11 protein-coding genes are annotated in these 13,822 nt (G+C 51.4%); 4 read left to right on the forward strand and 7 right to left on the reverse strand.

Features of this window, described 5'->3' with window-relative positions; translation table 11 throughout:
* Nucleotides 1-18: 18 nt before the first annotated feature.
* A complete protein-coding gene (locus WBM30_RS08205) occupies nt 19-432 on the forward strand; it encodes a hypothetical protein (RefSeq protein ID WP_424900247.1) in 414 nt (137 codons plus the stop codon).
* Between the two features lie 188 nt (nt 433-620).
* Here the strand turns inward: WBM30_RS08205 and WBM30_RS08210 are convergent, their stop codons facing one another.
* From WBM30_RS08210 to WBM30_RS08220, 3 genes are read right to left on the reverse strand one after another with little or no spacing between them, the layout of a single operon-like run.
* Nucleotides 621-1,013, reverse strand: a complete 393-nt coding sequence (locus tag WBM30_RS08210) for a hypothetical protein (RefSeq protein ID WP_424900248.1) — start codon at nt 1,011-1,013, stop codon at nt 621-623.
* Nucleotides 1,010-1,525: a Panacea domain-containing protein gene (locus tag WBM30_RS08215; protein WP_424900249.1), complete on the reverse strand. Its 516-nt coding sequence runs from the start codon at nt 1,523-1,525 to the stop codon at nt 1,010-1,012. The genes WBM30_RS08210 and WBM30_RS08215 overlap by 4 nt, the downstream gene beginning before the upstream one ends.
* 49 nt (nt 1,526-1,574) lie before the next feature.
* The gene (locus WBM30_RS08220; protein ID WP_424900251.1) at nt 1,575-2,321 is read right to left on the reverse strand and encodes an NAD-dependent protein deacylase; all 747 of its coding nucleotides are present in this window, start codon (nt 2,319-2,321) and stop codon (nt 1,575-1,577) included.
* Between the two features lie 387 nt (nt 2,322-2,708).
* On the opposite strand from WBM30_RS08220, the gene WBM30_RS08225 reads away from it, so the two are divergent.
* Nucleotides 2,709-5,285 carry a vitamin B12-dependent ribonucleotide reductase gene (locus WBM30_RS08225; protein WP_424900369.1) on the forward strand — a complete coding sequence of 859 codons (2,577 nt, stop codon included), beginning with the start codon at nt 2,709-2,711 and terminating at the stop codon, nt 5,283-5,285.
* A gap of 173 nt (nt 5,286-5,458) precedes the next feature.
* Here the strand turns inward: WBM30_RS08225 and WBM30_RS08230 are convergent, their stop codons facing one another.
* Complete coding sequence (locus WBM30_RS08230; RefSeq protein WP_424900252.1) at nt 5,459-6,700, reverse strand: MFS transporter; 1,242 nt, start codon at nt 6,698-6,700, stop codon at nt 5,459-5,461.
* Between the two features lie 142 nt (nt 6,701-6,842).
* Between WBM30_RS08230 and uvrC the strand changes: the two genes are divergently transcribed.
* Together uvrC and WBM30_RS08240 are read left to right on the forward strand one after the other, a co-directional pair.
* Complete coding sequence (gene uvrC / locus WBM30_RS08235) at nt 6,843-8,627, forward strand: excinuclease ABC subunit UvrC (protein ID WP_424900253.1); 1,785 nt, start codon at nt 6,843-6,845, stop codon at nt 8,625-8,627.
* A 139-nt stretch (nt 8,628-8,766) separates the two neighbouring features.
* Nucleotides 8,767-9,618, forward strand: coding sequence for a DegV family protein (locus WBM30_RS08240; protein ID WP_424900254.1), 852 nt, complete (start codon nt 8,767-8,769; stop codon nt 9,616-9,618).
* A 65-nt stretch (nt 9,619-9,683) separates the two neighbouring features.
* Here WBM30_RS08240 and WBM30_RS08245 read toward each other — a convergent pair whose 3' ends face one another.
* From WBM30_RS08245 to WBM30_RS08255, 3 genes are all read right to left on the reverse strand, one after another.
* A complete protein-coding gene (locus WBM30_RS08245) occupies nt 9,684-10,187 on the reverse strand; it encodes an AbrB family transcriptional regulator (RefSeq protein WP_424900256.1) in 504 nt (167 codons plus the stop codon).
* Between the two features lie 137 nt (nt 10,188-10,324).
* Nucleotides 10,325-12,325, reverse strand: coding sequence for an HIRAN domain-containing protein (locus WBM30_RS08250; protein ID WP_424900257.1), 2,001 nt, complete (start codon nt 12,323-12,325; stop codon nt 10,325-10,327).
* A gap of 169 nt (nt 12,326-12,494) precedes the next feature.
* Nucleotides 12,495-13,685 carry an iron-containing alcohol dehydrogenase gene (locus tag WBM30_RS08255; RefSeq protein WP_424900258.1) on the reverse strand — a complete coding sequence of 397 codons (1,191 nt, stop codon included), beginning with the start codon at nt 13,683-13,685 and terminating at the stop codon, nt 12,495-12,497.
* Nucleotides 13,686-13,822 lie beyond the last annotated feature (137 nt).

Consider the following 13,822-nt stretch of genomic DNA (forward strand, 5'->3'; position numbering starts at 1 on the left):
AAAGGAGGTGAAAAATATATGAAAAAAGTCATCGTATCTCTCTTGTTTGCATTCGTGTTGTTCGTCGGAGCGCAACCGAATGTTGTTGCTGCAACTGAAAATGATATCATCGGCACTTTGGTAGCCAGTAGCTTACCCTCCAATTATGTGCAGCAAGCAAAAAATTATTTAAAGTCCAATAATGTGACTACTGAAGAAGCGGATCAGATTATTGTCCACATCAATAATGCACAAGCTATCGTGAATGCACGTGGAGCGAAAAGCATGAATCAGCTTACTAAAGCTGATAAACAAGCCATTTTGGCTGAGCTTACTGCAACTGCTGCTGTATTGAATATTACTGTTACTGTGACTTCAAAACAAGTCATTTTTAATGATTCAGTAGGCACTGTTGTCGCTGCTTTCCCGACAAAGGGAAATGGTGTTAAATAGACTGGAACAAACAATTTCTACTTGGCAGGCGGAATCTCTTTATTGGAAGCTTTGGCGCACGTCGCTGAGTTTGCATAAACGCTTGTAAAACACCCCCGCATAGAATGGAGGCTCCATCATGGGCCTCCGCTATGCAGGGGTGTTTTTTTGCGTGGCAATTTTCAGTTCGGGGCCGTAGGCTGGCTAATTCAGAATAGCCCTCCGGAAAAATCCCGGTAAGCTGCCTTCAATTCCACATAAAAATCTGGGTAGGTCTCACTCAATGAGGACAGGATTCCGATCGCAAGCTGGGAGCTGTGGATCGTCTGGATTTTATGGACGCGGATGTAGGAGACTTCCGCATTCAGGCTAAGTTTGGGGTAGCGTTCCTTTTCGACTTTGATGTCGTGGACGGGGTCGATGTTTTGGCTCGTCGACACTTTCGAAATCGGAAAGGCCGTAAAGTCGCACGGCAGCGTATCGTATTCGGCACCGATGATCAGGAATGGGCGCGATTTGAAGGCGATTTTGTCCGTTTCAAGGTCATGATAGGCAAAACGGGTCTTCACAATGGCACCGATGTAGGCTTGCGTTTCATTCATGGCTCCAGCACCTCCCCTTCGAATTCCTCCAATTCATCCAGATAAACATCGAACAACGTGTCATAAATCCGCACTTTTTTCGCGTCCTCGAAGATATCCGCAAGTTCCAGGAATTTTGGTTCGGTAGATTCCGTGGCGGCATTATTCCTGCTGTTGCGCCAGGATGTTTCGCGGCGCGCCAAATCCGACAGATACCAGCCTTCATACTGTCCGTATGCAAATACGATTCGGTCGAGGATGAACTGTTCGCGCTCCGTCAACTTTTTCATCTCCAATGGTTCGAAGGGGTCGTAGCCTTCCTCGAAGAAGAAATGCAGTTCCAGCAGCACCGGCCCCTCTTCCCAGCCTTCAAAACTCTCCTCGAACAACGGCTCCCCGACCACAGCCAGACATTCCCGTTGCGCGAAATAGAGCATCGCCTGCAGCTTCAGTTCATTGTCTCCGAACCGGGCTGCCACATGGTTTTCATAGGAATAGACCAGATAGCTCGCCAGCTGTCTAAGCTTCGGCATAACGACTTCCCCTTTCAAGAATCCTCTTTTTGTTAGAGCGCCATATTATTCATTTTGCAAAATATTCTTCCCATACGTCCGCCAAAAAGGCACCTGCATCGGTCTGTACGGCCAATTGGAAGGACAGCGATTGCGGTACGGGCGTACGGTTCAGCAGCACTGCATAGGGTCCTTTGAAATAGTGGACGAAGCTCGCGGCCGGATAGACGGCCAATGAGGTACCGATGACGACCAACATATCTGCCGCGCCAATTGCCGCGGCCGCGCGCTCCATCGCCTCCTCGTCGAGCATTTCGCCGTAGAGCACGATATCTGGACGCACCATCCTCCCCTTGGGATCGCGTTGGATGCCTTCCGCGTCCAGGATGATCCCGGTGGCATCGGCGGGTTCGGCCGTGTCGGACGTCCGCCATCTCGTCCCGTTGCCGTGCAGTTCGATAACAGTGCTGCTGCCGGCTGACTGGTGCAGATTGTCGATGTTCTGGGTGACGATGGTGACTACTTTGTCTGTCTGCTCGAGATCCGCAAAGAAATGGTGCCCGGCATTCGGGAGCGCCTGCAAAAAATCGAAATGCGCCGCATAATTGTGGAAGAATAGTTCGGGATACGTCTCCAGAAACCCGATGCTGAGCGTCTCCTCGCCGGTAAAATGGCGGCCGCTCAGCCGATCAAACATCCCGCCCGCCGAACGGAAATCTGGGATCCCGCTCTCGGTGCTGATACCCGCCCCCGTGAAGGCGACGATGCGCTGCGAATGGCGGATCATGTCCGCGAAGCGTTCTTTATCATCATTCATGCTTGAGCTCCTTTCTTTTGTTGTTCTTTCTGCTTTCATTATAGCTTTCGCGAGGGTTGAGTGGGTACTATTTCGCATTATGGGCAGGATCGGATTTTCTGGGGTTATCGAATACAAACAACGGCTTGTCATCTCGGCTGTTCGGCATTCATTCTTTCCTCGACAGTCGTCAACTACATCCCGACGCGCAACGTCCTCTTCTTATTGGCCGATATATTTTTATAAACGCATCCCCTTCCATCCAAACAACGTTTTCATTCGTTTGCATGCTCCAATTCTCTGCCTGTTCCCCTTGATTTATCCGGTGAACAGAATTAGTATATATGGTATGAGAAATAAACAAACAGCACAACATCTAGTGTTTTCGCCATAAATAAGGGAGTGATTATTGTGGATGCAACAAAAACCACATTTAAAGCAGGATTCGAAAAATTGAACAAGGACATCGAGCGGTTTCCACATGTATTTCCGATCACAGATGATATGCACGTCACCTATGAGGGCGTGTCCCGCCTCGTCATGCTGGATCGCTACTCCTACAAGGATTCCACCAAGGAGACCCTATCCGAAGGCGATCTCGTCATTCTGACGGTCAAGGAAGATCCGAAATATCCAGCCCGCGGAACAGGAACCGTCCTTTCCGTAAACCACAAGGAACAGACTGTACGCATCAAAGTTTCTGAGGAATACCAGCACAACATCGATGATTTCGAAGTCGAGGAAGGCGGCATCGTGACGCGCCGGATCCTGACGTTGGACAAACCACTGGAGCTTTTCTACGAACAGATCGCGATGCGCAACGCCCATGGCTTGGCCGAGGTCGAAATCACGCCGGAACTTCGCCATGAAGCATTTCTGAAGTTCTACGAAGAACAAAAAGCCTTGAACTTCATCCCGGCCGGGCGCGTGCTCTACGGCGCTGGCTCGGGTACCGATGTTACCTATTTCAACTGTTACGTTATGCCTTTCGTACCCGACTCGCGCGGAGGCATTTCCGATCACCGCAAAAAAGTCATGGAAATCATGAGCCGTGGTGGCGGCGTCGGTTCGAACGGTTCGACGCTGCGTCCGCGCCACACGTTGGTTAAAGGCGTCAACGGGCGCTCTTCCGGCTCCGTTTCCTGGATGGACGACATCGCCAAGCTGACGCATCTGGTCGAACAAGGCGGTTCCCGACGCGGCGCGCAGATGATCATGCTGGCCGACTGGCATCCGGATATCTTCGAATTCATCATTTCCAAGATGCAGAATCCGCGCATCCTGCGCTACATCATCGAAAATTTCGAGGATGAACAGATCCGCATGTTGGCGAAAGAGAAACTGCATTTCACGCCGTTTTCATCAAAGGACATCAACATGTATACAGGCATCGTCAACTACAAACACATCCCGGGGCATGGCGGTTTTGACGCCTCGGTCATCCATGAAGCCGAGAAGAAATTGCGCGATGGCGGAACCTATACAGTCAACAATCCTGAATTCCTGACTGGCGCCAACATTTCCGTCTGCATCACCGACGACTTCATGGACGCCGTGATGAGGGGTGAAGAATATGCGCTGCGTTTCCCGGATGTCGAACATTACGACGCGGACGCGATGGCGCACTATGACGCCGAATGGACCAACTGCGGCGATGTCCGCGAATGGGAAGCTACCGGCAACGCTGTCCGCACCTACCGGACCGTCAAAGCCCGCGAATTGTGGCGGCTGATCAATGTCTGCGCCACTTACGCGGCAGAGCCTGGCATCTTCTTCATCGACAACGCCAACAAAATGACGAATGCAGTCGCCTATGGTCAAAAAGTCGTCGCGACTAACCCTTGCGGCGAACAGCCATTGGCAGCCTATTCCGTCTGCAACTTGGCCGCCGTCAATCTGGCTGAAATGGTGAACAAGGACCTGCAGATGGTCGATTTCGCCAAATTGGAACAGACTGTCCGAACCGGCATCCATATGCAGGATAACGTCATCGACTCCACCCCTTACTTCCTGGAGGAGAACAAAAAACAAGCACTTGGTGAACGACGGATTGGCTTGGGTATCATGGGCTTGGCGGACATGCTGATCTATTGCGGCGTCCGCTACGGTTCACTGGAAAGCCTGCAGCTGATCGATCAAGTCTTCGAAACGATCGCAGTGGCGGCCTACGAGGAAAGCATCGAGTTGGCTAAGACACGTGGCAGCTTCCCGTTCCTGGTCGGACAGACCGGAAAAGAGACCCAGATCCTGCGCGAGCGTTTCATCAACACAGGCTACATGAAAAAAATGCCGGAGCATGTCCGTGAAGGCGTCCTGAAATACGGCATCCGCAACTCGCATCTGTTGACGGTAGCACCTACCGGATCGACAGGCACGATGGCCGGCGTTTCCACCGGTTTGGAGCCCTACTTCTCGTTCACGTATTACCGCAGCGGCCGTCTCGGCAAATTCATCGAAGTGAAGGCGGATATCGTCCAAGAATATCTGGATCGTCATCCGGATGCCGATCCGAATCAGTTGCCTGATTATTTCGCGACCGCCATGACGCTTGCTCCTGAAGAGCACGTCGATGTGCAGACGACGATCCAGCGCTGGGTCGACAGTTCCATCTCGAAAACGGTGAACACGCCGAAAGGCTATACCGTCGATCAAGTCGAAAAAATCTACGAGCGCCTTTACCTGGGCGGAGCCAAGGGCGGAACGGTCTACGTCGACGGCAGCCGCGATTCGCAGGTGCTGACGCTGAAAGCCGAAGAAAACGTTTGGGATGACGAAGCCAAGCTTGAGGAAGAAAAAGAGCACGTCAAAATCAACAAGGACAAAACTTTCCTGGTTGATTCGATAGCCAATCTCACGTCAACCGATGTCACAATCGGCAACGAAATCGGCGACACCTGCCCGATCTGCCGACAAGGTACGGTCGAAGATCTTGGCGGCTGCAACACCTGCACCAACTGCGGCGCGCAGCTGAAATGCGGATTGTAAACTGATCAAATGAAGAAGAACCCGTCTGATTTTTGGACGGGTTCTTCTTTGTGGTTTGCCGACAATTATGCTTTGTTGCTCGTCTTGCGCTTCAGTGTCCGATAACTATAAAGTATCAGACAACCATAAAAAAGAGCTGCCCGATGCGGCAGCTCCAGTCTTTAGCTTCATTCTTATTCGATGTCAGAAGGTTCTGGCTTGCCGGCTTCCAACAGGACCCGGTCGCGGATAGCGAAGAAGGCCACGACCATCAGGAACACGCCCGATACGGCCATCAGGATTTCGATCGCCATCCGGTCCGCCAGCGGTCCGAAGATCAGCATCCCTAAAGGCATCATCGAGCTTGCGACCATGCTTTGGACGCCGAAGACGCGGCCAAGGAAATCTTCCTCCACCTTTTCCTGCAGCAACGTCATGCTCGGAGCGTTCAGGAGCGGGATGACGAGACCGATGAGACCCATCAGGAAGAGGTAAATCCAGAAATTCGGGATTACACCCATTCCGAAGGTACACAAGCCCATCGCCCCGATTGCAAATGCGATTGAATGGATACGGTTCTTGAAGCCGCCCCATGACGCAATCCAGAGGCCGCCGCCTATCATCCCGATGGAAAAGGCAATTTCGATCGCCGTCAAGCGCCAAACATCTTCGCCGAATGAGCGGGCCACCTGCAGTGGCGAAAGGAACGACACCGGAGCGGCCATCAAGAACGCCAAGGAAAAATACAAGAACAGCCTTTTGATGAAGGCGTGATTTTGGATATAGCTGAAGCCAAGCTTCATGTCCTCCAGATAATTGCTGACCTGTTCTTTGCTGGCTTTTTCATGTGTAGGGACTTTCAAAAAGATCACCATGATGGCGATCGCCAAAGCCGCGGTCACGATATCAATCATGAAAATACCTTCCATAGGCGCAAATTGGTAAAGCGCGCCGCTGATCATCGGTGAAATCAGCATGATGACTGCCTGGACGCTGCCGTTTAGTCCGTTGATCCGGGTCAATTCCTTTTCCGGCACAATCTGCGGCAGGATGGCGCCGACCGCCGGCATCTGGAGGCCCGCCCCGACCGCGCGGATGGCCGATGTCGCCAGCAGGATCCAAATCGAACGCTGCCCCGCCAGAAACAGCAGGACCAGCACCAAGGTCGAGAGCGCGGTGATACCGTCGGAAAGGACGATCAGGCGCTTCCGGTTATAGCGGTCGGCCCACACCCCGGCGAAAGGCGAGATGAAGAAAGTCGGCAGAAAGCCGAAGATGGTCGATAAGGTCATGATGACGCCGGACTGCGTTTCCAAGGTAAGATACCAGAATATCGCGTATTGGACAAGTGATGAGCCGAACAGGGAAATCGTCTGGCTGCCCAAAAAGAGAGCGGTTTGACGCTGCCACTTTTCATATTTCATTTGCTTGATCACACAGTTTGCACTTCCTTGCTGGAGAAACGGTTATTTTCCCCTGAATGACTGCGTCCACCGTCCTTTTCGGAATCAAACGGCTGAACGTGTGTTTCCATCCATGTTATACTATAATCAACAAAAAGTAAAAGGATTGAAACGGATGAGCAGAGAAGAAATCAACCAAAAATTGGCGTTGCTGCCCGACTTGCCCGGCTGCTACATCATGCGGGACAAGGATGACGAAATCATCTACATCGGCAAGGCCAAAAATTTGAAGAACCGTGTGAAATCCTACTTCCACAGCAAACACGAAGGCAAGACGCAGCTGTTGGTCGCGGATATCGATCGGTTCGAAACGATTGTCACCAAAACGAACAAGGAATCGCTGCTGTTGGAGATCAACTTGATCAAGCGTTACCAGCCGAAGTACAACATCAAGCTGAAACAAGGGACGATGTATCCTTATCTGAAGGTCACGAACGAAAAAGATCCCCAGCTCCTCATCACCTCGACAGTCGAGGATGACGGCGGCCTTTACTTCGGTCCCTATCCGCACGTCTACGCCGCGACGGAGACGCAGGAGTTCATCCAGAAGATCTACCCGCTGCGTAAGTGCGCCAAAAATTCCAAACGCGCCTGCCTCTATTACCATATGGGCCAATGCATCGGCTGCTGCGACCATGAAGTTTCGAAAGAGGAATACGATGCGCAAATCAAACGGATTGCCGCTTTCCTGAACGGCGAGGTCAAGGAGATCAAGAAAGATCTGCGGGAAAAAATGCACCGTGCCGCCGACATCCTTAACTTCGAACAGGCCGCCGATTACCGCGATCAGATCAGCTACATCGAGGCGACCGTGGAAAAACAGACAGTCATGTCGCGCGACTACACGAACCGCGATGTCTTCGCCTTCCATATGGACAAAGGCTGGCTGTCTATCCAAGTCTTCCTGTTGCGCCAATCCTCGATCATCAAACGCGAAGCCGCCCTTTTCCCCTGCTATGACACGCCTGAGGAAGAGTTGGCTTCCTTCATTATGCAATTCTATCAGGATCCCAATCACATCCTGCCGCAGGAAGTCCTTGTACCGAAAGGCGTCGACACGGAGCTGCTGCAGGAAGCACTCGGAACGAAAGTGCACACCCCAGTCCGCGGCAGCAAGCGCAGCATCCTTGAACTGGCGATCACAAATAGTGAGTTGGCATTGACTGAGAAGTTCATGCTGATCGAGCGCGACACCCACAAGACGGTCGGCGCCATCCAGGAACTTTCCGAAGCACTCGGCATCGAATACTTGGAGATAATCGAGTCATTCGACCATTCCAACATCCAAGGCACCAATCCGGTTTCGGCGATGGTCGTTTACAGGGACGGCAAGCCGGAACGAAAAAACTACCGCAAATACAAAGTCAAAACGGTCGAAGGCAGCAATGAATTCGCGACGACACAGGAAGTCATCCGCCGCCGCTACAGCCGTTTGCTGCGCGAAGGACGCGCCATGCCGGATTTGATCCTGATGGACGGCGGTAAAGTCCAGGTACATGCCGCCAAGGAAGTGCTGCAGGACGAGCTCGGACTGGACATACCGGTGGCGGGCATGGTCAAGGACACGAAGCACAAGACTTCCTCACTCATCTTCGGCGAGAAGGATGAAATCGTGGAGTTCAGTCCGAACAGCCAGGCCTTCCATCTCGTGCAACGGATCCAGGAAGAGGTCCACCGCTTCGCAATCACTTTCCATCGCCAAGTGCGCGCCAAGAACAGCATCTCTTCGCAATTGGACGAGATCGAAGGCGTCGGACCGAAAACACGCACGAAGATCCTTAAGCATTTCAAGACGATGAAGAACATCCGCGAAGCCAGCTACGAAGACCTCAAAGCGTTGGGCATCCCGGAAAAGACGGCACTGCTGATCAAGGAGGAACTCGGCGAACTGGACGATTGACCAACTTTTTCGGCATCCGCTCCGTACCACTTCATGAAGCGGTAGCGCTGAAATTTTCCAAACGGCTGAAACGTGCTATACTGTAGAGTAATCCACGGAATATCCCGTGATAGAACTCGCGCTAGAGGAGGCGTTAATTATGAAAATATTTACCGATAGTGCTTGTGATTTGGCTTATGACTTTCTGCAGGAAAATGATGTGGAAGTCTTCCCGTTGACGACTCTGCTGGATACCGGCGAATACGAAGATATGATCGGAATCCAAGCCGACAAAGTCTATGAAATGATCGCACGCGGCGGTCATCCAAAAACGAGCCAAGTATCCTTGGAAAAATTCCTTTCCGGTTTCCGGAAAGTAGCCGAAGCCGGCGAATCGGGCATCTACATTTCCCTTTCCGCCAAGCTTTCCGGCACCTACCAAGCGGCCTTTCTGGCTTACCAGCAACTAAAAGAAGAGTTTCCAGGCTTTGATCTGCGCTTGGTCGACTCCATGAGCGCCTCTGTCGGTGAAGGCTTGTCCGTCGTCGAAGCGATCGAGATGCGCGAGGCCGGTTTTACTTTGGATGAGATCGAATCGCGGGTTCGTTTCACGGCTGCCAACGTCGTGTCTCTGTTTACGGTCAAGGATCTGAATTATCTTGCCGATGGCGGCCGACTTTCGAAGTCCAGTGCCTTTCTCGGGGGACTGTTGAATATCCAACCTTTGCTTGAAGTGGTGAACGGCGAACTGATCCCCGTCGAAAAACTGCGCGGACGCAAAAAAGTCATGAACCGGATGTACGAACGCTTGCGCGATGAAGCGGATATGATCCAGGAACAAAACGTTTTTCTTTGCCACAGTGACGATCCCGAAGCCATTGAGGAAATGCGCCAATACATCGAAGAGCATTTCCATCCGCGCCGCATCTACGTGAACACGATCGGTTCCACAATCAGCTCGCATACCGGGCTGGGGACATTGGGATTGTTCTTCCTGAAGAAATACGAATAACAGCAATTGTAAAAAAAAGTGAGGCGGAGAATCCGATTCGGATTTTCCGCCCCACTTTTTTTTGCTTATTTATTGACGTACGTGCTGATGATCCGGACAAAAATCGGCATCAACAGGATAACCGAGAAGAGCCGGACGAGATGGATGGAGGAAACGATGATCGTGTCCGCCTCAAAAGCCGCCGCGAGGATGGTCATGTCCGTCAATCCACCCGGGGAGGTCCCCAGCAAGGCCGTGATCAGATCGATTCCGGCCACTTTATGCAGGATATAGCCCGCAATCACTCCGACCGTCAACAAAATCAGGACGGAAGTGACGGCGGGGAAAAACACCTGTTTCATTTCTGTTAAGCTGCTCTTCGTGAAATTCATACCGATGGTCCCGCCGATGATGATCTGGCCGACGATCTTCAGATTGGCCGGCATATAGCCCATCTGCGAAAAATAATTGTAGATGGCGACTGCGACCAACGAACCGATCATCCCTCCTGCCGGCACACGGAAACGGATCCCTGCCCAGCCTCCGATGAATGCCACAATCAATGTACCCAATAGTTTCCCAAAATTCATATATGTACGCTCCCTTATGTCAGAATGACTCTCTCTCTTCCCATTTTCGACTTTCCAGCGAAATAGTCAAGTTCATTTCCGCGCAAAAAGAGGAACACCCTGTTCTTTCGGTGTTCCTCTTCGTTCCGCTTTTCTTCTTATTCGTATTTCTTTTTCTTGGGCGGTGGGAACGGCAGGATGATGCCTTGGCCCTGCTCATTCGGTTGCGCTTGGAAAAAGGTGCGTTTCAGTACGATGGTGATTTTCGGCCGCTCCATCTCGACTGTCGGCGATTCAAGGATCGCGTAAAGGCGCTCTTCGGCATCCAACAAGTTGGCCAGAACAGCATTCTCCGACCGTGGCACATAACCCAACATGTAGCCGGCTTGCGTCGCAACGGCGATGGCATTCGCGTCATAAGCATTATCGGTCTCGCGGACGAGTTGCAGCAGGTCCCCCGGTTTCAGGAAATCAGCGACACCGCTCAACTCCTGGAATTGCGTGCCGGCGATATACGTATGCAGCAATTCCTTATCCGTATGGGCATGGCTCAATGGCGGCTGCTTTACCTTCAGATAACGGCTTTCTTTTTTATTCTTCAGATTTTCCGGTTGCAACAGTCTGTCGATTTGCCGCTTCAGTATGATGTTCGGCTCTCTTTCAAGCGCAACCTGGAGTTCGTGTTCCACCTGGTCGGACCATTTTTTTCTATGTTGTTGCAGTACTTGGACTGCCTTTTTGCGCACGCCGGCATGGCGGTAATGGATACCGCGGATGCACCAGGCTTCATTGTATTTGCGTTTCTCGCTCATCACTTCGAACAGGCGCAGCAACCATTCGTCGGCGCGCATCAGATCCGTTACGCTCGAATTTTCCGGCTCTTCGATTTCCAAAGGGAGCGCATAGAGATCCGGATTCAGAATCGTTTCGAGGTATTCACAGACATCGTCGAAATAGAATTCGGGATTGATTTTCAGGAAGAAATCGAGCATGTTGAATCCCAAAGGTTGCCGACTCAGCACTTCCATGAAGGCCGGAAAATCGGGATGCATGTTCAGATAAACGAGCACTTTCATGATCAGGCTATCCGATTCATTCGGGGCGGAAATCTCTTGATAAACGATATGACGCCATTTGGGTTGGTGCAGGAAACTTTCGACTTTATGCACCAACTTTTCGTAGCGGGCGATGCGGGTATCCCACATGGTTTTGGTACGGCGGTATTTCGTCTCATTTTGACTAATGAAGTCGTAATCCTGCTGCCAAAAGTCGACTACCTGATACCAGATGCTGACGAGCGCGCCCAGATCGATGAAGCCTGCCGCATAATCGCGTTTGTCGATGAACCTATACAGGAAGTCCAGCTGGGCATCAATGGTCAAACTATCATTGTTGAAGTCCGCATAACAGATCAGATACGCGAAATCCGTGAAATTGGCTGCAGTGATTTCGGTCTTTTTGAAGTAGGCGCGCATATCCGTTTTCTGGATGCAGAGATTGGCGTAGATGTTGGCGAGGAAATCGCTCTTGATGCCTTCATGCATCATCCAGTGTTGCTGCTCCCACCTGACCGGCTTCAGCAAGAACATGGCCGCCAACTTTCCATAGCCGACCGTGTGCTTGGCCAGTTCAAAGATGAAATTGTTCTGCAGGGGGAAAATGAACTGGATGCTCTCGAGCACGTACAAGGTGTACTCGCTGTGGTAGCCCAGTGTGCGCATGATTTGTTTGGTCGTATCGTACGGAAAGAAACCCAAAAGGATGATGCCCAATTTCACCTGTTCCGGATCGGTACCGCTGCGTGCGAGCCGCATGCCGAGGTGATAAAGACGCTCCCGCGCTCCTGATTCCGCTTCCAAAGTAATGCGCACTCTTTCGCGCAATTCCAGGAAATAACTGCAGATCGGATAATGCTCCAGAAAATGGCGCAGGACAGGATCTGTCAGGATTGCTTCTTCTTTGTTGACGAGGTCCTTCAGGATGCCGCAGCACTCCTTCGCCAAGTCCTCTTTCCGCCAAAAAGGGATCCCTTCAGATGCAAGTACATAAAGCACATCTTTTTGTCCAGCCGTCCGCTCATCCTGGAATCGATAAGGTAGACCAGGCTGTTCTTCCCGCAACCGGCAAATCGTATCGAAAATGCTCTGGTTATTTTCCAATTGGCAATCCTCCTTTCCATTGACTCCGATGCTCTCTTTCTTCAATATTACCATATAATGCAGAGTGTCACTATGCTAGTTTTAAAAATCATTAAATTAACATGAGCAAGATGCACAAAAAAACTCCCCGGTTGAAGGGAGTTCGATGTGATGAAAGATAGATAAGATTTTAAAGTGCGGCTGTATAGACGGCTCTTGCATCCTCTGTGGTGAAATCACCTCGTTCGGAAATGTTCTCTTTCTTGTGGCGGACGAGTGCTTCCACCAGCTCCGGAATGTCGCTCTCACCCAGCTCGACATCGGAGAAGCGAATCGGTGCGCCAAGACTGGCGAAGAAGTCTTCGGTCTTTTTGATCGCCAAAACGATTTTTTCTTCATCGGTCAGATTGGATTCGCTGCGGATATCCCACACGCGTTCCGCATACTGAAGCAGTTTGTTCCATTTCTGTTGCTTGCGGACTTTCATCATGGCTGGAAGGACAATCGATAAAGTGCGCGCATGGTCAATCCCGAATGCCAACGTCATTTCATGGCCCAATTGATGCGTCGCCCAATCCTGGGGAACACCTGGGGAAATGAAGCGGTTCAGCGCATTCGTGGCCGTCCACATGAAGTTGGCGCGGGTCGCATAGTCGTGGTTGTCCTCCTCGACAACGTCCGGGCCGATTTCGATCAATGTCTGCAGCAGCCCTTCCGCCCAGCGATCCTGGACCTTTGCATCGATTGGATAGGTTAGATAGGCTTCCATCACATGGATGAAGGAATCGATGACACCGTTGGCCAGTTGGCGTTTCGGTAACGTGTAGGTCGCTTCCGGTTCCAGGATGGAGAATTGTGGATAAGTATGTGGACTGGCGAAACTGATCTTCGCTTGCTTTTCCACAAAGGTGACAACCGAATTGTTGTTCATTTCCGATGCCGTGGCCGGCAGCGTCAATACAGTCCCGAAAGGCAGCGCTTTTGTGACAGGCAATCCCTTGCCTACGCCGCTTCCGAAGATATCGACAGGATCGCCCGCGAACACAGCAGCGGCCGCAACGAATTTCACTCCGTCAATGACGCTGCCGCCGCCGACCGCCAATAAGTAGTCATATCCTTCCGCTTTGATCTTATCGACTGCTTGTATCAGCGTTTCATAGGTCGGATTCGCTTCAATGCCGCCGAATTCAGCCCACTCACGGTTTCCCAAGGCTTCGATGACGCGGTCAAATGTGCCGAATTTCTTGACGCTGCCGCCACCGTATAAAATCAGCACTTTCGCATCTTGCGGGATCAGGCTGCCGATATGCTTAATCTGGTCTTTGCCAAAAACTATTTTTGTAGGATTTTGAAACTCAAAATTGCGGATTCCGTTTTCCAATCTCATCACTCACTTTTCGTATATTATTTTCTAATTGTAGCACAGCTATGATTAGAAACGGCTTTGGACGCTCAGGCAGTCGCGGATGCCGGCATCGACTTGCGCGAACTTCGGTGAACATGACCCTCACCGGAGGA

The organism is Trichococcus sp. (assembly GCF_049684335.1).
GTDB lineage: Bacteria > Bacillota > Bacilli > Lactobacillales > Aerococcaceae > Trichococcus.

Excerpts from the sequence above, each read along its gene's own strand:
- WBM30_RS08205 (WP_424900247.1), top strand. The coding sequence starts at position 19 with ATGAAAAAAGTCATCGTATCTCTCTTGTTTGCATTCGTGTTGTTCGTC.
- WBM30_RS08210 (WP_424900248.1), bottom strand. The coding sequence starts at position 1,013 with ATGAATGAAACGCAAGCCTACATCGGTGCCATTGTGAAGACCCGTTTT.
- WBM30_RS08215 (WP_424900249.1), bottom strand. The coding sequence starts at position 1,525 with ATGCCGAAGCTTAGACAGCTGGCGAGCTATCTGGTCTATTCCTATGAA.
- WBM30_RS08220 (WP_424900251.1), bottom strand. The coding sequence starts at position 2,321 with ATGAATGATGATAAAGAACGCTTCGCGGACATGATCCGCCATTCGCAG.
- uvrC (WP_424900253.1), top strand. The coding sequence starts at position 6,843 with ATGAGCAGAGAAGAAATCAACCAAAAATTGGCGTTGCTGCCCGACTTG.
- WBM30_RS08240 (WP_424900254.1), top strand. The coding sequence starts at position 8,767 with ATGAAAATATTTACCGATAGTGCTTGTGATTTGGCTTATGACTTTCTG.
- WBM30_RS08245 (WP_424900256.1), bottom strand. The coding sequence starts at position 10,187 with ATGAATTTTGGGAAACTATTGGGTACATTGATTGTGGCATTCATCGGA.